Here is a 19,645-nt window from a genome sequence, read left to right as displayed (position 1 = left end):
CGTTCCCGGAAGGCCGGGGCAGCCCGCATGGATGCGGGCTGAGGGCCGTGACTTGCACGGACGCTGCCTCGGCCCGACCCGAAGCCTTCCGGGATAAGTCGAAGGTACCACGAAGTGGCGATTTTGGCGGCCAGAGCCCGGGAGTACAGAGGGCGGCGGCGACTGGCCGCCCTTTGTGCGCTCCCTGCGCCATGAGGGACATAACGCAGAAGAAATATCGGGAGCGCAATCTGCTCTGAAATAATAAAAAACAACTGTTTTTCCCGGACCAAAACAGTTGCAAATCGATAACAGTATCTACGGACCTATTCCGTTGGTAGCCCCGGTAAGCGTAAGCGCGACCGGGGAGAGTTTAATATTGTCGGATGACGCTACGCTTATCCGACCTTGCAAACACCGCGGTAGTCAGCGTCGTTACAGCGTGACGCCGCTTTTAAAGATTGCCAGTTCGCGGAAATCATTGCGTTCGTTGCAGGTCTGCTTGCCGTTGGCGATATCGACGATCAGATCGACAAACTCCTCCAACACCTGCGGCATCGCTTTCCCGTGAATTAACTGCCCGGCATCGAAATCAATCCAGTGCTTTTTCTTCGCCGCCAGCTCGCTGTTGGTAGCGATTTTTACCGTCGGAACGAAACCACCATAAGGGGTGCCGCGGCCGGTACTAAACAGCACCATATGGCAGCCGGCACCCGCCAGCGCGCTGGTCGCCACCGCGTCGTTACCCGGCGCGCTCAACAGATTCAACCCGTGGACTTTCAAACGTTCACCGTAGCGCAGAACGTCAACCACCTGGCTGGAACCCGCTTTCTGCGTGCAGCCAAGCGACTTATCTTCCAGCGTCGTGATACCGCCCGCTTTGTTACCCGGCGACGGGTTCTCGTAGATAGGCTGGTCGTGGGCGATAAAATACTGTTTAAAATCATTGACCATGGTGACCAGTTTGCCGAAAGTCTCTTCGTCGCGACAGTGGCTCATCAGTAGTTGCTCAGCGCCGAACATTTCCGGCACTTCGGTCAACACCGTAGTGCCGCCGTTCGCAATCAGGTAGTCAGAAAAACGCCCCAGCATTGGGTTAGCGGTAATGCCGGACAGGCCGTCCGAGCCGCCACACTCAAGGCCAAACTTCAGTTCGCTCAGTTTACCCGCTTCGCGTTTATCATGGCGCATCACTTCATAGAGCTGATGAAGATGCTCAATTCCCGCTTCCACTTCATCTTCCTGATGTTGGCAAATCATGAAGTGCACGCGTTCCGGGTCAAAATCCCCCAGCGTTTCACGGAAGGCATCAACCTGGTTGTTCTCGCAGCCAAGACCAATCACCAACACCGCCCCGGCATTCGGGTGGCGGACCATGTTTTGCAGCATGGTACGGGTGTTGATATGGTCATCTCCCAACTGCGAGCAGCCGTAGGTGTGGCTGAAAAGGAAGACGCCGTCGGTGCCTTCCGCGTCGTTGGTCTCTTTCAGGAAACGATTCTGGATCTGCCGGGCGATGCCGTTAACACAGCCCACGGTCGGCAGGATCCATAATTCGTTACGCACGCCGACTTCACCGCTGGCGCGACGATAAATCTCGACGTCGCGATCCGCAGGTTGCGCCGGTTGTTCAACCAGGTCTGGTTGATAGCGATACGCGTCAAGATCGCTCAGATTGGTACGCGTATTGTGCGCATGAACATGCTCGCCCGGCGCGATATCCGCCAGCGCATGACCAATCGGCAACCCGTACTTAATGACGTTTTCACCTTTCGCAATGGCCCGCAGCGCGAACTTATGACCGCGGACAACATCCTGGCTAAGGGTGACGGTATCGTTATCAATCGTCACCACGCTGCCTGACGTCATATCCGCCAGCGCCACCGCGACGTTATCCTGCGAATGGATTTTGATGTATTGCATATCAACCGACCTCTGGCCTTAGTTCAATTCAATGGCGAAGTAATCACGCGCATTGTTAAAGCAGATGTTTTTCACCATCTCGCCCAGCAGGGCGATATCCGCAGGCGCTTCGCCAGCAGCCACCCAGCGGCCGATCATCTGGCACAGAATACGGCGGAAGTATTCGTGGCGGGTGTAGGAGAGGAAGCTGCGGCTGTCGGTCAGCATGCCGACAAAGCGGCTCAACAGGCCAAGCTGCGCCAGTTGGGTCATCTGACGTTCCATGCCGTCTTTCTGATCGTTGAACCACCAGCCGGAACCGAACTGCATCTTGCCCGGCATGCCTTCGCCCTGGAAGTTACCGATCATAGTGCCCAGCACTTCGTTATCGCGTGGGTTCAGGCAGTACAGAATAGTTTTCGGCAGCAGGTTTTCTTCGTTCTGCTTGCTCAGCAGCTTCGATAACTCTTCGGCCATCGGACGGTCGTTGATGGAGTCGAAGCCAACATCCGGCCCTAACAGTTTGAACTGACGCAGGTTGTTATTACGCAGCGCGCCGATGTGGTACTGCTGTACCCAGCCGCGGCGCGCGTATTCCGCACCGAGGAACACCAGTACCGCCGTTTTGAACTGCGCGACTTCATGCTCGCTGAGCGTTTCGCCCGCCAGACGGCGCGCCAGAATGCTATCCAGTTCGTTATCGCTCGCTTCAGCGAACAGCACCACGTCCAGCGCGTGGTCGGAAACTTTACAGCCGTGAGCGGCAAAGTGATCCAGACGCTTAGTCAGCGCGCTTTGCAGATCGGCAAAACGGCGAATCTCGGTATCGGAGACTTCGCCAAGCTTGCTCATGTAATCGTTAAAAGTGGCCTGCTCGATGTTGAACGCTTTATCCGGGCGCCAGCTCGGCAATACCTTGATATCAAAAGTACTATCTTTAGCGACCGCAGCATGATGCTCCAGTGAATCAATCGGATCGTCGGTCGTCCCCACCATCTTCACATTCATCTGCTTCATGATTCCACGGGCGGAGAACGACTCCTGAGCCAGCAACTCATTACACTGGTTCCAGATTTCATCCGCCGTGGCTGGCGACAACAACTTACCTGTAATACCAAAAGGACGGCGCAGCTCTAAATGCGTCCAGTGGTATAGCGGGTTACCGATGGTATGAGGAACGGTTGCCGCCCAGGCGTCAAATTTCTCGCGATCGGCAGCATCGCCGGTACACAGGCGCTCCGCCACGCCGTTGGTACGCATCGCGCGCCATTTGTAATGGTCGCCTTTCAGCCAGATGTCATACAGGTTCTTAAAACGATAATTTTCGGCAACCTGCTGCGGCGGAAGGTGGCAGTGGTAGTCGAAAATCGGCTGATCTTTGGCGTAATCGTGGTACAGGCGGCGGGCAAACTCGGTATCAAGCAGAAAATCTTCGGTCATAAACGGTGTCATTGTCGTGTCCTCTTCGCCCCATCAAGGAGCCCATCAGATGATTGACTCTAATGCTGACAAAGTTATCACACCAATTTCTACAGGCCGAAGTATTTTTCGTGAGTTAGATCAATAAACGTCGACAAAAAAAGCACCACCAAAGGAGTAAACATCGCTGCAAGCCGCGCCAGTACTGGCTTTAATTGACGCGATTAATGTCCCTACAAACTTTCCCACTTTTGTGACAGTACTCAACTTTTAAAGTTGTATGACAAGTTATCTTTCTGCCGTCGCAACATATAAACCGACGGAATGCATTACCGGTGTGAATAACATCGGCTTAAACGGTAGGGATGCCGGTTTCACTTTAACCACTGATGGCAAGGTTCAGTTCACGTCCTGAACCCTCCGTTTCCCCATCCTCCTTCCCTGGCGGGACGAAAGATGGCCGCAGACGCTGCGGAGAGACAACAACGATGAGGTTTTACATGCGTAAAATTAAAGGGTTACGTTGGTATATGATCGCACTGGTGACGCTGGGCACCGTGCTGGGTTACCTGACTCGTAACACCGTAGCGGCGGCTGCGCCGACGCTGATGGAAGAGTTGCACATTTCAACCCAACAATATTCTTATATCATCGCCGCCTACTCCGCTGCATATACCGTTATGCAGCCGGTTGCCGGCTATGTGCTCGATGTGCTTGGCACCAAAATTGGCTACGCCTTCTTTGCTATCGCCTGGGCGGTATTCTGCGGTTCAACGGCGCTGGCAGGCAGCTGGGGCGGCCTGGCGCTGGCCCGCGGCGCGGTCGGCGCAGCGGAAGCAGCGATGATCCCTGCCGGTCTGAAAGCCAGCTCCGAATGGTTCCCGGCGAAAGAGCGTTCCATCGCCGTCGGCTATTTCAACGTCGGCTCTTCTATCGGCGCGATGATTGCTCCGCCGCTGGTGGTATGGGCGATTGTCATGCATAGCTGGCAGATGGCATTTATTATTTCCGGGGTACTGAGCTTCGCCTGGGCAATGGCCTGGCTGATTTTCTACAAACACCCGCGCGATCAGAAAAAACTCACCGATGAAGAACGTGACTACATCATCGGCGGCCAGGAATCTCAGCATCAGACCAATAACGCGAAGAAAATGTCGCCGTGGCAGATCCTGCGTAACCGTCAGTTCTGGGGTATTGCGCTGCCGCGCTTCCTCGCAGAACCGGCCTGGGGTACCTTCAACGCCTGGATCCCGCTGTTCATGTTTAAGGTTTACGGCTTTAACCTGAAAGAGATCGCCATGTTCGCCTGGATGCCGATGCTGTTCGCCGACCTCGGCTGCATCGTTGGCGGCTACCTGCCGCCGCTGTTCCAGCGCTGGTTTGGCGTGAATCTTATCGTCTCACGTAAAATGGTCGTGACGATGGGCGCCCTGCTGATGATTGGTCCTGGCATGATTGGCCTGTTCACCAGCCCGTATGTGGCAATCGCGCTGCTGTGCGTTGGCGGTTTTGCTCACCAGGCCTTGTCCGGTGCGCTGATCACCCTCTCTTCCGACGTCTTTGGTCGTAACGAAGTGGCGACCGCCAACGGTCTGACCGGGATGGCGGCATGGCTGGCGAGCACCCTATTCGCGCTGGTCGTCGGCGCACTGGCGGATACCATCGGCTTCAGCCCGCTGTTCGCGGTGCTGGCGGTCTTTGACCTGCTGGGCGCGCTGGTTATCTGGACGGTGCTGAAAAACAAATCGGCCGACGATGACTCGACGCCGCTCAATACCAGTAAACCGGTGACGCAAAGCTAGACTGCAAGATGATTTTGCACCGACTAAGCCGCCTTTTAAGGCGGCTTTTTTTGTGCCTTCCAGTGGTGGAAAGCGCGTAAAAGTGGTATAACAAATCGAATATTGTCGCCATCTTCCGGGAGCGAATATGGAAATCAGTGAACCGCGCCGTCTCTATCAGCAGCTTGCCGCTGAGCTAAAGACGCGTATCGAACAAGGCGTCTACCTTGTAGGGGATAAGCTGCCCGCAGAGCGCTTCATCGCCGATGAAAAAAGCGTCAGCCGCACCGTGGTTCGCGAAGCCATCATCATGCTGGAAGTCGAAGGCTATGTTGAAGTCCGCAAAGGCTCCGGCATCCACGTTATTTCCAACCACCCGAAATACCAACAGGTGGTGGATGAATCGCTGGAGTTCGCCAACTATGGCCCGTTTGAATTACTCCAGGCCCGTCAGTTGATTGAGAGCAATATCGCTGAATTCGCCGCGACTCAGGTGACCAAGCAGGACATCATGAAGTTAATGGAAATTCAGGAGAAAGCCCGCAACGAGAAGTGCTTCCGTGATTCCGAATGGGACCTGCAGTTCCATGTCCAGGTCGCGCTGGCTACCCAGAACACCGCCCTTGCCGCCATCGTTGAAAAAATGTGGACCCAGCGGGTACACAACCCGTACTGGAAAAAACTGCACGACCACATCGACCTGCGCACCGTCGACAACTGGTGCGACGATCATGACCAAATCCTCAAGGCGTTAATTCGTAAAGACCCTCACGCGGCGAAGCTGGCGATGTGGCAGCATCTGGAAAATACCAAGCTGATGCTGTTTAACGAAACCAGCGATGACTTTGAATTCAATGCCGATCGCTACCTGTTTGCCGAAAATCCGGTGGTTCATCTCGATACCGCGGCGAACGGGGTAAAATAACGTATTATCCTTTTCACGGGCAGAACCTCTTTTTCTGCCCGCAAACCCGACAGGGTAAGCAAAGCATATATAGTGTCAGCCTGTGTAAATCCTCTCGCTACTCGTCCCCGCAACCCGCAAAATCAATCAGCAACAAACTGCAATTTCTCTGACGGAAAGTCAGCTAGTTTGTTACAATTAGATGCATTTTGTCGTTCTGCATGTAAGTGTTTACTTACTGTTTAATCAAGGATCCGATCAGAACGTCTCAACAGCGGCCATACTCTAAAAAATAATCTAGTCGCTATGTATAAGACGTACCGTTAACCGATGTACCAGGAATCGTGAATGGAACTACTAACCCAATTACTGAATGCCTTATGGGCCCAGGATTACGAAACGCTCGCTAATCCCTCCATGATTGGCATGCTCTATTTTGTCTTATTTATGATTTTGTTCCTTGAGAACGGTTTACTGCCGGCGGCGTTTTTACCGGGTGATAGCCTGCTGGTGCTGGTCGGCGTTTTGATCGCCAAAGGGGCGATGGGCTTCCCGGAAACGCTACTGCTTTTGACGGCGGCGGCCAGCCTCGGCTGCTGGGTGAGCTACATCCAGGGACGCTGGCTGGGCAATACGCGGATCGTGCAAAACTGGCTATCGCATTTACCGTCGCATTATCACCAGCGAGCCCATCACCTGTTCCACAAGCACGGGTTATCGGCGCTGCTGATTGGCCGCTTTATCGCCTTCGTACGTACCCTACTGCCAACGATTGCCGGTATCTCCGGTCTGAATAACGCGCGTTTCCAGTTCTTTAACTGGATGAGCGGTCTGCTGTGGGTGTTGATTCTTACCTCTCTCGGCTATCTGCTGGGTAAAACACCGGTATTCCTGAAGTATGAAGATCAGCTGATGTCGTGCCTGATGCTGCTGCCGGTTGCGCTGCTGGTCTTCGGTCTGATCGGCTCTCTGGTTGTACTGTGGAAGAAAAAACACAGCAGTCGGAGCTGAGCATGGTCATCAAACGTCCTTCCTGGCGCCAGCTGCGGTGGATGCTGGGCGGCTCACTGCTGCTTTGCGCCATCGTCTGGCTGTGGCTGACCGTCAGTCAGCATGAGTCCACTCTGGCCATCCGTCCCGTCAGCCAGGGCGTCGCCATGCCGGACGGTTTTTCCGTCTGGCATCATCTTGACGCCAACGGCATCCGTTTTAAGAGCATCACCCCGCAAAAAGACGGCCTGCTGATCAAATTCGATTCCAACGCCCAGGGCGCCGCGGCAAAAGAAGTATTGGGCCGGGCTCTGCCTCACGGTTATATTATTGCTCTGGTGGATGAAGAAAATTCTGCCACCGCCTGGTTATCCCGCCTGCGCGATGCTCCGCGCCGTTTTGGATAACGCGTCAAAAATTCCGAATCTTTTCGTACGGTTTGGTGATGTCCCGCTTTCGTGTCTATTATTAAGACTGCGGGAACCGCCTGGCTCGTATTGTTGACTGGATTGGGTATATCACCGATATCCCCTCACACAATGGAAGGTAGAATCCATGAAATACCGCATCGCACTATTACTGGCACTGACCTCACTTAGCGCCAGCGCCTTCGCAGCCTCTCCTTGTCAGGAAAAAGAACAGAGTATCCAACGGGAGATCAGCTATGCCGAAAAACACCATAATCAGCATCGCATTGACGGCCTGAACAGAGCGCTGCAGGAAGTTCGCGCTAACTGCAGCGACAGTAAAGTCAGGGCTGAACATCAGCAGAAAATCGCTAAACAGAAGGCCGAAGTTGCCGAACGTCAGCGCGATCTGAGCGAGGCGAAGCAGAAAGGCGATGCAGACAAAATTAGCAAACGGGAACGCAAACTGGATGAAGCGCAGCAGGAACTGAAAGCGCTTGAGTCACGCGATTATTAATTGGTAAACGCTACAGGAGAACAAGATGGCTAAAGATAACGTTGCAGAAGATCTACGCGCTGAGCTGAAAAATCTGGCTGATACGCTGGAAGAAGTTCTGAACTCCTCAACCGATAAATCAAAAGAAGAACTCGGCAAACTGCGTAGCAAAGCGGAAAGCGTGCTGAAAGACAGCCGTGTGCGTCTCAGCGACACCAGCGATGCCATCGTTAAGCAGACGCGTGAAACCGCTGCTCGCGCCGATGAGTACGTTCGCGAGAATCCGTGGACCGGCGTTGGTATTGGCGCAGCTGTCGGGCTGGTGGTCGGCGTACTGCTGTCGCGCCGTTAATTATGGCAAACTCTCAACACACGCAGGGCCCGGGACAGAGCGTATTCGGCATCGGCCAGCGGATCATTACGCTGCTGGTCGAAATGGTGGAAACGCGTTTGCGCCTGGTCGTCGTGGAGCTGGAAGAGGAGAAAGCGAACCTCTTCCAGCTGTTGCTGATGCTCGGGCTAACGCTGCTATTCGCCGCTTTTGGGCTGATGAGCCTGCTGGTGCTGATCATCTGGGCCGTCGATCCGCAGTACCGCCTGCATGTGATGATCGCGACCACCAGCGTCCTGTTGCTCGCCTCATTGATAGGGGGAATTTGGACCCTCAGGAAAGCTCGCCGCTCAACGTTTTTACGTCATACCCGCGACGAGCTGGCGAACGATCGCGCGCTGCTTGAGGACGATCGTCGATGAGCGGCCAACAGGAACGCGACCAGCGAAAAGCGCTGCTGCTGCGCCAAATCCAGCAACAGCGGCTGGATTTGGCCGCCAGCCATCGTCACTGGCTGGAAGCCACCTCGCCTATCGATCGCGGCTGGCAAACGCTGAAACACCTGCGTTCATGGGCGATGGTCGGCAGCGGGGTAATGGCTATCTGGTCAGTACGCCATCCGCGCTTTTTAATCCGCTGGGGCAAACGCGGCCTCGGCATCTGGAGCACCTGGCGGATGGTCAAAGGGATTCTGCGCCAGTCCGCATCGCGTTAATTGCTCGCTCAGTGCGCCAGCGCGCTGAGCTCTTGTTCGCTTAAACCGGTGGTTTTACTGACCAGCGCGCTATCAACGCCGTTACGAAGCATCGCAAGAGCTATTTTACGCGTCGCCTGACGTTCGCCTTCTTCTCTACCTTCTTCACGACCCTGTTTTCTTCCCTTTGTGCGCCCACGCTCTTCAAACCATTCTGCTAATGTCATCAGTTGCTCCTTATGTTCAGGCATTCCCTGCGCCAGTTGACGAAAAAATCTGCCAGGGCTGGTCAAATGGCCGGAACGGGCAATGTAGTTCATCAACACGTTAAATTGATGCTCGGTGGTATAACCCGGCAGCAGCAAGGCTACAAGTTGATCTACCAGGTCATTCAGATCGCGCTGGCGAATATTTTTCTGCAGGAACTCCAAAATTGCTATACGCCGATGCTGTTGGATTTCATCGTCCGTGAAGGATGTCACATCGATCAATGGAAAATTATCCCCATATATCTCCCGTGCTAACGCGGGTTGCGCAAAACTATCCAGCCAGCACATCGAAAAGGGATAAGGTGTAATCCGCCCATGATAAAACAACATCGGAATAACCAATGGCAGATGTTCATTACCGGCATCCAGATGACGAGACATTATGGCAAATGCATAGCGCATTAGTCTAAAGGTCATATGTTTGTCTGGCGTGCTTTGGTGTTCAATCAGCGCGTACACATATCCGCTTCCGCTTTGCGTTTTAATTGACCACAACACATCCGAGTACAACGCACGCATATCGTCCTCAATAAAGCTGCCGGACTCTAACTGCAGGGTACTGAGATCGCATTGCATACGTAACGATTCCGGTAGATGGATCTGGAGAAAATCTCGCGCCGTTTCCGGATGAGTGAGAAATGTTTTAAACAACGCATCGTGAGGCGTAGAGCTGAATTGTTTCATGACATCCTGTCTATGCAAAAATAAGTTGGCGACAGATATCCTCTTTTATCCCCGCCACCACAACCGATAGCCACGCACGCTGCGAGGCGCCTCGGAAAATATTTTCACCGATCGCACCAATTGCTCAGAAACTTTGAAAAAGAACTACAGTTTTCCTTGCTAACAATCCCCTCTCAAGCTCGCTAATATCCTCTCCATCGACAGCAAGCCCGCGTAACCACGCAGGATTGCTCTAAAAAACGAAATCGCCGCCCTTTGGGTTTTCTGGAGTAAGAAATGAAAAAATTAGAAGATGTTGGTGTACTGGTAGCGCGTATTCTGATGCCGATTCTGTTCATTACCGCTGGTTGGGGAAAAATCACCGGGTATGCAGGTACGCAGCAGTATATGGAAGCGATGGGTGTTCCGGGAGCGCTGCTGCCGCTGACTATTCTGCTTGAGTTTGGCGGCGGTCTGGCAATTCTGTTCGGTTTCCTGACTCGCACTACCGCGCTGTTCACCGCAGGCTTTACCCTGCTGACCGCGTTCCTGTTCCACAGCAACTTTGCTGAAGGCGTGAACTCGCTGATGTTCATGAAAAACCTGACCATCGCTGGTGGTTATCTGCTGCTGGCCGTGACGGGTCCGGGCGCATTCAGCATCGACCGCGTGCTGAATAAAAAGTGGTAAGCGCACTATACTGAGTAAAAATCTAAAAAAGCGAGGGGCTATCTCCTCGCTTTTGCTATCTGAAGGAGGAAGTAATGGGACAATTAGTCGAGGGCGTCTGGCAAGATACCTGGTATGACACCAAATCCACCGGAGGACGGTTCAAGCGTTCCGTTTCAGCCTTCCGCAACTGGCTCACCGCCGATGGCGCGCCAGGCCCTGCGGGCGAAGGTGGCTTCGCCGCAGAGAAAGACCGCTATCATCTGTACGTTTCACTGGCCTGTCCGTGGGCCCATCGCACCCTGATTCTGCGCAAGTTGAAAGGATTAGAGCCTTTTATATCTGTCTCAGTGGTGAATCCACTGATGCTGGAAAACGGCTGGACCTTCGCCGACGATTTCCCGGATGCGACCGGCGACCAGCTCTATCATCATCAGTTCCTCTATCAGCTTTATCTGCAGGCCGATCCGCATTATACCGGCCGGGTGACCGTTCCGGTGCTGTGGGATAAAAAACAACAGACCATCGTCAGCAATGAGTCGGCTGAAATTATCCGCATGTTCAATACCGCGTTTGATGGCCTGGGGGCGCGCGCGGGCGACTATTATCCGCCGGCGTTGCGAGAAAAGATCGACGATCTCAATAGCTGGATCTACGACAACGTTAACAACGGGGTATATAAAGCCGGTTTCGCCACCAGCCAGCAGGCCTACGACGAAGCCGTAGACGCGCTGTTTACCTCGCTCGAACGCCTTGAGCAGATCCTCGGTCAGCACCGCTACCTGACCGGGAACCAGTTAACGGAAGCGGATATCCGCCTGTGGACAACGCTGGTTCGTTTCGACCCGGTGTATGTTACCCACTTTAAATGCGATAAGCGCCGCATCAGCGACTATCTCAACCTGTACGGTTTCCTGCGCGATATCTACCAGATGCCGGGGATTGCGGAAACGGTGAATTTCCCGCATATCCGCAATCACTATTATCGCAGCCACAAAACCATCAACCCGACGGGGATCATCTCCGTGGGCCCGCAGCAGGATCTCAACGAACCACATGGGCGGGATCGTTTTTCCCGCTGATCGATAAGGCGCCGAAGGGCGCCTTTTATTCGGATAACGGATATTTACCAGTTTGATATTCACGCCTATGATTATTTTGATCGCTTTAAAAACAAGTGATTAATGGTTAACTAAGGCGTGAGAAAATGGACTGGTATCTAAAAGTATTACGAAACTATATTGGCTTTGGCGGTCGCGCCCGGCGCAAAGAGTACTGGATGTTTATTCTGGTCAACATCATTCTCACCGCAGTGCTAAGCATCATTGATAAGATGCTCGGCTGGCAGCGTGCTGGGGGTGAAGGCATCCTGACGACCATTTACGGCGTGCTGGTTTTTTTACCCTGGTGGGCGGTGCAGTTTCGTCGCCTGCATGACACCGACCGCTCGGCGTGGTGGCTACTGCTGCTGCTGATCCCGGTCATCGGCTGGCTGGTGATTTTGATTTTCAATTGTCAGAACGGCACGCCCGGCAACAATCGCTTTGGGCCAAATCCAAAACCCTACTCCTACTGATTTACGCGCTCCTCGCGGCGGAGGAGCGCATCTTCCCGTTATCTGCCGGTAAACAGTTTCGGGATCTCCCGCAGACACCAGGATTTGGCTTCGCCCATGCTGTCGCGGCGCCAGGCCATAATGATATCGATTTCGTTGGTATATTCAGGGCTTACGACCCGCAAGCGCCCTTCGGCAATATCCTTCTCAACCAACGGATACGGCATGGTTGCCACGCCAAGCCCCGCCAGCAGCGCCTGGCGTTTATCTTCAATAGTGCTGACGGTTAAACGCGGCTGCTTATCCAGTAGCTGCACCGTCAGAACCGGACGCTCGCGCGCGGTATCCGCCACCGCGACGCCGCGATATTTCACCCGCGTCACCTCAGAAAGCGGTTCTGGCTCCTGATGAATCGGGTGATCCGGCGCGGCAACATAAACACTTAAAACCGAATAGAGCTTACGCGAGTTAATTTCTGACGATGAACGAAAATGCATATCCGGCGCGACGACAATATCAGCACGTCCCTGCTCCAGCCGTTCCCAGGCACCGGCCAGCACTTCGGTAATAATCGACAGCTGGGTATTGGATTTAGTCGCCAGTTTCTCAATCAGCGGAAACAGATCGGTGGTAGGAACCAACGCTTCGGTCACGATGGTCAGGTGAGTTTCCCAGCCGCGCGACAGCGCTTCGGCATCGGTGGTCAGCTTGTCCGCCGCTTCCAGCAGCACGCGGCCGCGTTCCAGCAGCATGCGGCCAACGTTCGTAAATTTTGTGCGATGGCCGGAACGGTCAAACAACACCACATCCAGTTCTTCTTCCAGTTTTTGCATGGTGTAGCTTAGGGCTGAAGGCACACGCCCCAGCTCGTCAGCCGCAGCGGCAAAGCTCCCGCGTCGGTCTATTGCATCCATTACGCGTAACGCTTCCAGCGTTAATGCTCTCTCTTTCGCCATTTCGCTCTCATTCAGGAATTTTGAACATACCGGGCAGAATATCTGGCTAACAATACAGCGTCCATACCTTTACCATTGATTTAGTGTAAAGAGAGGTCAAGAAAATGATTACAACCCGAACAGCCAAACAATGCGGTCAAGCAGACTTCGGCTGGCTGCAGGCCCGCTACACCTTTTCCTTTGGCCACTACTTCGACCCTAAATTGCTGGGTTACGCCTCGCTGCGTGTACTCAATCAAGAAGTGCTGGCGCCGGGCGCGTCATTTCAGCCACGTACCTACCCAAAGGTCGATATCCTGAATCTGATTCTGGAAGGTGAAGCGGAATACCGCGATAGCGACGGCAACCACATACAGGCAAAAGCTGGAGAAGCCCTGCTGCTCTCCACCCAACCGGGGGTCAGCTACAGCGAGCATAATCTCAGTAAAGAGCAGTCGTTGACGCGCATGCAGCTATGGCTCGACGCCTGTCCGGAGCGCGAAAACCCGCTGGTACAGAAAATGACGGTTGGCGATTCGCCGATTCAGCTATTAGCCTCACCGGACGGCAGCGGCGACAGCTTACAGCTGCGTCAGCAGGTGTGGATCCATCATCTGCAGCTGGCGAAGGGCGAAGAGATCAACGTTCAACTGCACGGCCCGCGCGCCTATCTGCAGTCGATTCACGGGACGGTACATGCCGTGGCAAAAAAGGAAGAGAAACAGGCATTAACCTGCGGCGATGGCGCGTTTATTCGTGACGAAGCTAACATTACCCTCGTCGCCGATACGCCGCTGCGCGCTTTGCTGATAGATTTACCGGTGTAACAAGGAAGCCCGGGAGTTTGTGAGTGAGCAAGAAAAAAAGCAAAAAGGCAAAATCGTTAGACCAGCCAGTCGCCGTGGAAACCATGAGCCCAATCGGCTTTGGCTATGAAGAGATGCTGAGTGAACTGGAAGCCATCGTGGAAGATGCGCAAACGCGGTTGCAGGATGAAGATAACGCCGCCTGAAGAAATCGGCCCCATAGCGGGGCCGACTTTATTACTCGCTCAATGCCTGAGAGAGATCTTTTTTCACCTGAGTACGTTGTTCCGGCGTCAGTACCTGATTTACGCCGAAATAGTACTTCACGCGATAATAGCGCACCTGTTGCTCAACCTTGCTAAAGGCCGCCAGCTGATCTTTAACCGCTTTTTCATTCCACTTACCAGAATCGATCACGTCAAATAACACGCCATCTTTAATATCTTTCTGTGAAATCTGCTGGACGTTCTTTTCCATTTCCTGATGCAGGCTCTTAATTTTTGCGACCTGATCCTGGCTCAATTTTAAATGCTGAACGATAGGATCCTGAGCCGGCGCCGGCGCGGCGGTAACCTCAGCGGCCTGTGCCGCCATGGAGAACCCTGCGGCTACAGCCGTCATTAATACCATCCGAGAAAGTTTGTTCATCTTGTTATCCTGAATAAGTACGTAGTGATAAGACGACCTATTATTCCCTGAACAATAATGACGATGTGTAAAAAATCATGTTCACCAGTGTAAATATTCAGATAATATATTCACCAAATGAATTGTATAAAATATAAAATTCTTCTTACTTATTGAACACGTGCTAAATCCGCTGATGTTAAATTAATATCCATGCGCGGTGCGGCCAGCAAGATATTATTTTCATCGAGCGCATTTTTGATATTTTCCAGAAAATCGAAATAGGTGTCCCAATACTCAGCATTTTTCACCCATACGCGAATGGTAAAGTTAAGCGAACCGGGAGCCAACTCGATCAGGCGAACGGTGGTACCGCGAGAATGATCGATGCGCTTTTCATCATCGATAAGCGTCTGGATAACCTGTTTAACGTGCGATATTTGGCTATGACACGCTACGCCGAGCGTAAGATCGATGCGGCGATAGGGATGGCGGGAGTAGTTAACGATGCTATCGGCAATAATTTTACCGTTCGGGATAATGACTTCTTTATTATCTACAGTAAGCAGCGTCGTAGAAAAAACATGTACCGATTGCACCATCCCTGATACCGAACCAACCTGCACGAAATTACCCGCCCTGAATGGACGCAGAGTCACCAGCAGTACGCCAGCGGCAAAATTTGACAGCGAGCCCTGCAGCGCCAGGCCAATGGCCAGACCCGCCGCACCAATAACCGCGATGATGGAAGAAGTTTCAATCCCTACTCGACCTAACGCGGCGACAATCGCAAAAGCCATGGTGATATAGCGCACCAGCGCGGCGAAGAAGTGGACGATTGTCGCATCTACGTTGCGTCGCAGCAGAATTTTCTCGAAGGTTTTGGCGAGGACTTTTGCAAGCATTCTCCCGATAAAAAGAATAATCAGCGCTGCCACGATATTCCAGGCAAACTGCATAATCGTCTCGCCATGACCAACCAGCCATGCTATTGCCGTTTTGAGTTGAGGGAATAACACTACATTTTTCACGTCCACCGCCCCTGTCTGGATAACACGTAAAACCTGCTATCCATTAAGCTGAATGATGACCGCTGCAAATGAGGGATTGAGATTAATGGATAGAAGATACATTTTCAAAGCGTGACAGTATCAACGAGCGCGGCCTGCAATGCAGCCAGAAAGCTGTTTAAAAGTGGACAGTCATTCATCTTTGTTCCACCCTCCGGATAGCAAAAACCCCGCCGGAGCGGGGTTTTTACATTGAAGAGGTGAAACTGACCGATAAGCCGCTTTCTTTCTGGTATAGCGTCGTGGACAGTCATTCATTTTTGTTCCAACCTCCAGATAGCAAAAACCCCGCCGGAGCGGGGTTTTTACATTAAAGAGGTGAAACTGACCGATAAGCCGCTTTCTTTCTGGTATAGCGTCGTGGACAGTCATTCATCTTTGTTCCAACCTCCAGATAGCAAAAACCCCGCCGAGGCGGGGTTTTCTAAGGAGTGAAACTGACCGATAAGCCGGGTTCTGTCGTGGACAGTCATTCATCTAGGCCAGCAATCGCTCACTGGCTCAAGCAGCCTACCCGGGTTCAGTACGGGCCGTACCTTATGAACCCCTATTTGGCCTTGCTCCGGGTGGAGTTTACCGTGCCGCGGACTGTTACCAGCCGCGCGGTGCGCTCTTACCGCACCCTTTCACCCTTACCTGATCCCGCTTGCGCGGGCCATCGGCGGTTTGCTCTCTGTTGCACTGGTCGTGGGCTGTGACACCCCCCAGGCGTTACCTGGCACCTTGCCCTATGGAGCCCGGACTTTCCTCCCCTCCGCCCGTCTCCCCCTAAGAGGACGACGACGAAGCGGCGACTGTCTGGTCAGCTTCGGCGCGAAGTATAGAGGGTTCGCGCGCCTTTGTCACCCCGCACAACGCATTCCGATCGCCAGCGTCGCGGCAATATTTCGCGAAGCGCGATAAATATTGTCGAATGCGCCGCGGAATGCCTCTTCCAGCGAGCCGATGCTGGTCAGTACGCTGAACACCGCTTCGATGCCATATTGATGTACCACGCCGACATCGCGGGTCAGACTGCCGGCAATAGCAATCACCGGTTTATGGTATTTCTTCGCCACATTGGCTACGCCAACCGGTACTTTGCCGTTGATGCTCTGGCTATCGAGTCGCCCTTCGCCGGTTACCACCAGCGTGCAGTCGTGAATATGTTCTTCCAGATTAAGCGCCGTCGTCACAATCTCAATCCCGCTGCGCAGTTCAGCCCCCAGAAAAGCCATTAGCGCGGCCCCCATTCCCCCCGCCGCTCCGGCACCGGGGACATCTTTCACCTCCACGCGCAGCGATTTTTTGATAACCGAGGCGTAGTGGGCAAGATTATTATCAAGCTCGACAATGAGCGCTTCGGTCGCCCCTTTTTGTGGGCCAAAAATGCGCGATGCCCCCTGTTCGCCAATCAACGGATTTGTCACGTCGCAAGCCACGCGAATAGCACAGTGTTTAAGACGTGGGTCCATGGACGAAACATCAATTGAATTCAGGCAGTTAAGGGAACCACCGCCATTACCGATGTCGCTGCCGTTGGCATCACAGAGCTTTGCGCCCAGCGCCTGCATCATCCCGGCGCCGCCGTCATTGGTCGCGCTACCGCCGATGCCGATAATGATGCTGGTCGCGCCGTGCTCCAGCGCCTGTAAAATCAGCTCGCCGGTACCGCGAGAAGTGGTGATCAGAGGATTACGTTTCTCAGGCGGCACCAGTCCCAGCCCGCTGGCCGCGGCCATCTCAATAAATGCGGTTTTGCCGTCCCCGGACATGCCCCAGCGGGCATTCACTTTTTCCCCCAGCGGCCCGGTGACCAGCGCCGTATGCGCCGTACCCTGCGTGGCGGCAATCATGGCCTCAACCGTTCCCTCGCCGCCATCGGCAAGCGGAACAGAAACATATTGCGCATCGGGGAAAATTTCCCGAAATCCTTTTTCTATCGCCTGAGCTACCTCGCTGGCAGAAAGGCTTTCTTTATAAGAGTCTGGGGCAATTACGATTTTCATAGTTATGTCGCCTGACTGTGCCGCGCAAGGCAAGAATGACAGGGCGCGGGAACACGCCCTTCTTGTTAACGAGTCACTTCCACTTTCGCCAGTTTTTCGTAGTAACACGCCAGAGCGCTATGGTCAGCGGTGCCCAGGCCATCCGCGCGCAGCGCCTGCATCATCTCCATCACCGCCGCCGTCAGCGGTAGCTGGGCGCCGACGCCGTGAGACGTATCCAGCGCATTGGCCAGATCTTTAATATGCAGATCGATACGGAAGCCCGGTTTGAAGTTGCGATCCATCACCATCGGCGCTTTAGCATCGAGCACGGTGCTACCTGCCAGGCCGCCACGAATCGCCTGATAAACCAGTTCCGGGTTAACGCCGGCTTTGGTGGCCAGAGTTAACGCCTCCGACATTGCCGCGATGTTCAGCGCCACAATCACCTGGTTGGCCAACTTGGTGACGTTGCCTGCGCCAATCTCGCCGGTATGCACCACGGATCCCGCCATCGCTTTCATCAGGTCGTAGTATTTATCGAAAATCGCCTTGTCGCCGCCAACCATCACCGACAGGGTGCCGTCGATCGCTTTGGGTTCGCCGCCGCTCACCGGCGCATCCAGCATATCGATGCCTTTGGCCTTCAGCGCTTCGCTGATTTCGCGACTCGCCAGCGGCGCAATGGAGCTCATATCAATCACCACGGTGCCCGGTTTCGCGCCTTCGATAATGCCGTTTTCACCCAACGCAACGTCTTTCACGTGCGGAGAGTTTGGCAGCATGGTGATAATTACATCGCACTGCTCAGCAATGGCCTTCGCCGTGCTCGCAGTCTCTGCGCCCGCGGCAATCACGTCAGCAATGGCTTCAGGGTTACGGTCGGATACCACCAGCGAATAACCCGCCTTCAGCAAATTTTTGCTCATCGGCTTGCCCATGATGCCAAGACCAATAAAACCCACTTTGATTGTCATAATGTTCTCTCTCTTCATCCTGGTGATTATTTTTTAAAAGAATCAGCAAGTTTCTGGGTTGCTGAACGGAAGACACCTAAATCGCTACCGACGGCGACGAAGGTCGCGCCCCACTCCAGATAGCGGCGCGCATCGGCTTCCACCGGTGCAAGAATGCCGCTCGGCTTACCGTGTTTCTTCGCGCTGGCGAAGATATGCTGGATGGCGCGCTGGACGTCAGGATGTGCGGCATTGCCCAGATGGCCTAATGCTGCGGCCAGGTCGCTTGGCCCCACGAAAAGGCCATCAACGCCCTCGGTCGCGGCGATCGCGTCGACATTGTCCACCCCGGTCTGGCTCTCAATTTGCACCAGAATGGCGATGTTGTTATTCGACTGAGTGAAGTAGTCCGCTACGGTGCCGAACATATTGCCGCGATGAGAAACGGAGACCCCGCGGATGCCTTCCGGCGGATAGCGGGTCGATGCTACCGCCTGCGCCGCCTGTTCAGCGGTTTCGACAAACGGCACGAGGAAGTTGTAGAAACCGATGTCCAGCATGCGCTTGATGATAATCGGTTCATTGGTCGGCACGCGGACCACCGGCGCGCTGTGGCTGCCCTTCAACGCCATCAGTTGCGGGATAAGTGTGGTCACATCATTCGGCGCATGCTCCGCGTCAAGCACCAGCCAGTCGAAACCAGCAAGCCCTAATACCTCGGTGCTAATCGGATTCGCCAGAGCGCACCAGCAGCCGATTTGTACCTGGTGGGCCGCCAGCGCGGCCTTAAATTTGTTCGGGAAAATTGCGTTATCCATGATTTTACCTTGGGTTAATCGTTGCTTACTTCTGCTGTTCTATACGTTTAATCTCGCCAACCACAAATATAATTTGCAGAATTAAATAGCGAACCGATGCCTATTTTCTTTTACCCTTGAACATTTAGATATTTTTCTGAAAAAGAATACCTTTATTATTTTTTAAGCGGGCTATTTATTCTCATATCGAACACCGCAAAACATGACTCAGTATAATCATCCCACCGTGACCAGGCACTATGCATAATCACAATATAAGCGCTTTAATAATCATTTTCGTTATGCAAATGCCATAGGTTATGGGCGCTAATCCACAGTTCTTAGGATTGCCGTTCAATGCTGGCAACCGTCACCGCAAGCAGTGACCAAGATCACATTTTGCTGCTATAACTCCTGACATTCTGTAT

At 53.6% G+C, this 19,645-nt stretch carries 22 protein-coding genes and 1 other RNA gene; 13 read left to right on the top strand and 10 right to left on the bottom strand.

Annotation, left to right across the window (positions count from 1 at the left end; all coding sequences use genetic code 11):
• Positions 1–414: 414 nt before the first annotated feature.
• Complete coding sequence (locus ABLV08_RS12540) at positions 415–1,902, bottom strand: altronate dehydratase family protein (protein ID WP_015703566.1); 1,488 nt, start codon at positions 1,900–1,902, stop codon at positions 415–417.
• An 18-nt stretch (positions 1,903–1,920) separates the two neighbouring features.
• A complete protein-coding gene (gene uxaC / locus ABLV08_RS12535; protein WP_015369579.1) occupies positions 1,921–3,333 on the bottom strand; it encodes a glucuronate isomerase in 1,413 nt (470 codons plus the stop codon).
• Between the two features lie 467 nt (positions 3,334–3,800).
• On the opposite strand from uxaC, the gene exuT reads away from it, so the two are divergent.
• The 8 genes from exuT (at position 3,801) to ABLV08_RS12495 (ending at position 8,924) form a co-directional block, all read left to right on the top strand.
• The gene (exuT, locus tag ABLV08_RS12530; RefSeq protein ID WP_015703568.1) at positions 3,801–5,102 is read left to right on the top strand and encodes a hexuronate transporter ExuT; all 1,302 of its coding nucleotides are present in this window, start codon (positions 3,801–3,803) and stop codon (positions 5,100–5,102) included.
• 127 nt (positions 5,103–5,229) lie between these two features.
• Positions 5,230–6,006 carry a transcriptional regulator ExuR gene (exuR, locus tag ABLV08_RS12525; protein ID WP_163389081.1) on the top strand — a complete coding sequence of 259 codons (777 nt, stop codon included), beginning with the start codon at positions 5,230–5,232 and terminating at the stop codon, positions 6,004–6,006.
• Positions 6,007–6,333: 327 nt separating this feature from the next.
• A complete protein-coding gene (gene yqjA / locus ABLV08_RS12520) occupies positions 6,334–6,996 on the top strand; it encodes a DedA family general envelope maintenance protein YqjA (RefSeq protein WP_015369576.1) in 663 nt (220 codons plus the stop codon).
• 8 nt (positions 6,997–7,004) lie between these two features.
• Positions 7,005–7,382, top strand: a complete 378-nt coding sequence (gene mzrA / locus ABLV08_RS12515) for an EnvZ/OmpR regulon moderator MzrA (protein WP_161799831.1) — start codon at positions 7,005–7,007, stop codon at positions 7,380–7,382.
• 148 nt (positions 7,383–7,530) lie between these two features.
• Complete coding sequence (locus ABLV08_RS12510) at positions 7,531–7,899, top strand: DUF1090 domain-containing protein (RefSeq protein WP_032712569.1); 369 nt, start codon at positions 7,531–7,533, stop codon at positions 7,897–7,899.
• Between the two features lie 25 nt (positions 7,900–7,924).
• A complete protein-coding gene (locus tag ABLV08_RS12505; RefSeq protein WP_015369573.1) occupies positions 7,925–8,230 on the top strand; it encodes a YqjD family protein in 306 nt (101 codons plus the stop codon).
• A gap of 2 nt (positions 8,231–8,232) precedes the next feature.
• Positions 8,233–8,631 carry a phage holin family protein gene (locus tag ABLV08_RS12500; RefSeq protein WP_015369572.1) on the top strand — a complete coding sequence of 133 codons (399 nt, stop codon included), beginning with the start codon at positions 8,233–8,235 and terminating at the stop codon, positions 8,629–8,631.
• Positions 8,628–8,924: a YqjK-like family protein gene (locus tag ABLV08_RS12495; RefSeq protein ID WP_015703570.1), complete on the top strand. Its 297-nt coding sequence runs from the start codon at positions 8,628–8,630 to the stop codon at positions 8,922–8,924. The genes ABLV08_RS12500 and ABLV08_RS12495 overlap by 4 nt, the downstream gene beginning before the upstream one ends.
• A gap of 8 nt (positions 8,925–8,932) precedes the next feature.
• Here ABLV08_RS12495 and ABLV08_RS12490 read toward each other — a convergent pair whose 3' ends face one another.
• Entirely contained in the window at positions 8,933–9,856 is a 924-nt protein-coding gene (locus tag ABLV08_RS12490; protein ID WP_045389089.1) for an Rpn family recombination-promoting nuclease/putative transposase, read from the bottom strand.
• Positions 9,857–10,132: 276 nt separating this feature from the next.
• On the opposite strand from ABLV08_RS12490, the gene ABLV08_RS12485 reads away from it, so the two are divergent.
• The 3 genes from ABLV08_RS12485 (at position 10,133) to ABLV08_RS12475 (ending at position 12,080) form a co-directional block, all read left to right on the top strand.
• A complete protein-coding gene (locus tag ABLV08_RS12485) occupies positions 10,133–10,525 on the top strand; it encodes a DoxX family protein (protein ID WP_015703571.1) in 393 nt (130 codons plus the stop codon).
• 74 nt (positions 10,526–10,599) lie between these two features.
• Entirely contained in the window at positions 10,600–11,586 is a 987-nt protein-coding gene (locus tag ABLV08_RS12480) for a glutathione S-transferase family protein (RefSeq protein WP_048229540.1), read from the top strand.
• 125 nt (positions 11,587–11,711) lie between these two features.
• Positions 11,712–12,080 carry a DUF805 domain-containing protein gene (locus ABLV08_RS12475; RefSeq protein ID WP_015369567.1) on the top strand — a complete coding sequence of 123 codons (369 nt, stop codon included), beginning with the start codon at positions 11,712–11,714 and terminating at the stop codon, positions 12,078–12,080.
• 38 nt (positions 12,081–12,118) lie between these two features.
• On the opposite strand, the gene ABLV08_RS12470 is transcribed toward ABLV08_RS12475, so the two are convergent.
• Entirely contained in the window at positions 12,119–13,015 is an 897-nt protein-coding gene (locus ABLV08_RS12470; RefSeq protein ID WP_015369566.1) for a LysR family transcriptional regulator, read from the bottom strand.
• A gap of 104 nt (positions 13,016–13,119) precedes the next feature.
• Between ABLV08_RS12470 and ABLV08_RS12465 the strand changes: the two genes are divergently transcribed.
• Positions 13,120–13,821 carry a pirin family protein gene (locus ABLV08_RS12465; RefSeq protein WP_015703573.1) on the top strand — a complete coding sequence of 234 codons (702 nt, stop codon included), beginning with the start codon at positions 13,120–13,122 and terminating at the stop codon, positions 13,819–13,821.
• Between the two features lie 23 nt (positions 13,822–13,844).
• Positions 13,845–14,006, top strand: a complete 162-nt coding sequence (locus ABLV08_RS12460) for a hypothetical protein (RefSeq protein WP_015703574.1) — start codon at positions 13,845–13,847, stop codon at positions 14,004–14,006.
• Positions 14,007–14,037: 31 nt separating this feature from the next.
• Here ABLV08_RS12460 and ABLV08_RS12455 read toward each other — a convergent pair whose 3' ends face one another.
• The 6 genes from ABLV08_RS12455 to garL all read right to left on the bottom strand — a co-directional run bounded on the left by ABLV08_RS12455 (position 14,038) and on the right by garL (position 19,238).
• Entirely contained in the window at positions 14,038–14,448 is a 411-nt protein-coding gene (locus ABLV08_RS12455; RefSeq protein ID WP_015703575.1) for a hypothetical protein, read from the bottom strand.
• Positions 14,449–14,597: 149 nt separating this feature from the next.
• A complete protein-coding gene (locus ABLV08_RS12450; RefSeq protein WP_047055030.1) occupies positions 14,598–15,458 on the bottom strand; it encodes a mechanosensitive ion channel domain-containing protein in 861 nt (286 codons plus the stop codon).
• A gap of 468 nt (positions 15,459–15,926) precedes the next feature.
• Positions 15,927–16,307, bottom strand: an RNA gene (rnpB, locus tag ABLV08_RS12445) — RNase P RNA component class A.
• Positions 16,308–16,339: 32 nt separating this feature from the next.
• Entirely contained in the window at positions 16,340–17,485 is a 1,146-nt protein-coding gene (garK, locus tag ABLV08_RS12440) for a glycerate 2-kinase (protein WP_015703577.1), read from the bottom strand.
• A gap of 65 nt (positions 17,486–17,550) precedes the next feature.
• On the bottom strand, positions 17,551–18,441 hold the full coding sequence (garR, locus tag ABLV08_RS12435; protein WP_015369560.1) for a 2-hydroxy-3-oxopropionate reductase: 891 nt from the start codon (positions 18,439–18,441) through the stop codon (positions 17,551–17,553).
• Between the two features lie 26 nt (positions 18,442–18,467).
• On the bottom strand, positions 18,468–19,238 hold the full coding sequence (gene garL / locus ABLV08_RS12430; RefSeq protein WP_032715882.1) for a 2-dehydro-3-deoxyglucarate aldolase: 771 nt from the start codon (positions 19,236–19,238) through the stop codon (positions 18,468–18,470).
• Positions 19,239–19,645: the final 407 nt, after the last annotated feature.

The organism is Klebsiella sp. CN_Kp088 (assembly GCF_040064335.1).
Taxonomy (GTDB): domain Bacteria; phylum Pseudomonadota; class Gammaproteobacteria; order Enterobacterales; family Enterobacteriaceae; genus Klebsiella; species Klebsiella aerogenes.
The sequence above is the reverse complement of the archived record's forward strand: the minus strand, read 5'-3'. Positions and strand labels throughout refer to the sequence as shown.

Coding starts and splice junctions, on each gene's coding strand:
- ABLV08_RS12540 (WP_015703566.1), bottom strand. CDS start 1,902: ATGCAATACATCAAAATCCATTCGCAGGATAACGTCGCGGTGGCGCTG.
- uxaC (WP_015369579.1), bottom strand. CDS start 3,333: ATGACACCGTTTATGACCGAAGATTTTCTGCTTGATACCGAGTTTGCC.
- exuT (WP_015703568.1), top strand. CDS start 3,801: ATGCGTAAAATTAAAGGGTTACGTTGGTATATGATCGCACTGGTGACG.
- exuR (WP_163389081.1), top strand. CDS start 5,230: ATGGAAATCAGTGAACCGCGCCGTCTCTATCAGCAGCTTGCCGCTGAG.
- yqjA (WP_015369576.1), top strand. CDS start 6,334: ATGGAACTACTAACCCAATTACTGAATGCCTTATGGGCCCAGGATTAC.
- ABLV08_RS12510 (WP_032712569.1), top strand. CDS start 7,531: ATGAAATACCGCATCGCACTATTACTGGCACTGACCTCACTTAGCGCC.
- ABLV08_RS12505 (WP_015369573.1), top strand. CDS start 7,925: ATGGCTAAAGATAACGTTGCAGAAGATCTACGCGCTGAGCTGAAAAAT.
- ABLV08_RS12500 (WP_015369572.1), top strand. CDS start 8,233: ATGGCAAACTCTCAACACACGCAGGGCCCGGGACAGAGCGTATTCGGC.
- ABLV08_RS12495 (WP_015703570.1), top strand. CDS start 8,628: ATGAGCGGCCAACAGGAACGCGACCAGCGAAAAGCGCTGCTGCTGCGC.
- ABLV08_RS12490 (WP_045389089.1), bottom strand. CDS start 9,856: ATGAAACAATTCAGCTCTACGCCTCACGATGCGTTGTTTAAAACATTT.
- ABLV08_RS12485 (WP_015703571.1), top strand. CDS start 10,133: ATGAAAAAATTAGAAGATGTTGGTGTACTGGTAGCGCGTATTCTGATG.
- ABLV08_RS12480 (WP_048229540.1), top strand. CDS start 10,600: ATGGGACAATTAGTCGAGGGCGTCTGGCAAGATACCTGGTATGACACC.
- ABLV08_RS12475 (WP_015369567.1), top strand. CDS start 11,712: ATGGACTGGTATCTAAAAGTATTACGAAACTATATTGGCTTTGGCGGT.
- ABLV08_RS12470 (WP_015369566.1), bottom strand. CDS start 13,015: ATGGCGAAAGAGAGAGCATTAACGCTGGAAGCGTTACGCGTAATGGAT.
- ABLV08_RS12465 (WP_015703573.1), top strand. CDS start 13,120: ATGATTACAACCCGAACAGCCAAACAATGCGGTCAAGCAGACTTCGGC.
- ABLV08_RS12455 (WP_015703575.1), bottom strand. CDS start 14,448: ATGAACAAACTTTCTCGGATGGTATTAATGACGGCTGTAGCCGCAGGG.
- garK (WP_015703577.1), bottom strand. CDS start 17,485: ATGAAAATCGTAATTGCCCCAGACTCTTATAAAGAAAGCCTTTCTGCC.
- garR (WP_015369560.1), bottom strand. CDS start 18,441: ATGACAATCAAAGTGGGTTTTATTGGTCTTGGCATCATGGGCAAGCCG.
- garL (WP_032715882.1), bottom strand. CDS start 19,238: ATGGATAACGCAATTTTCCCGAACAAATTTAAGGCCGCGCTGGCGGCC.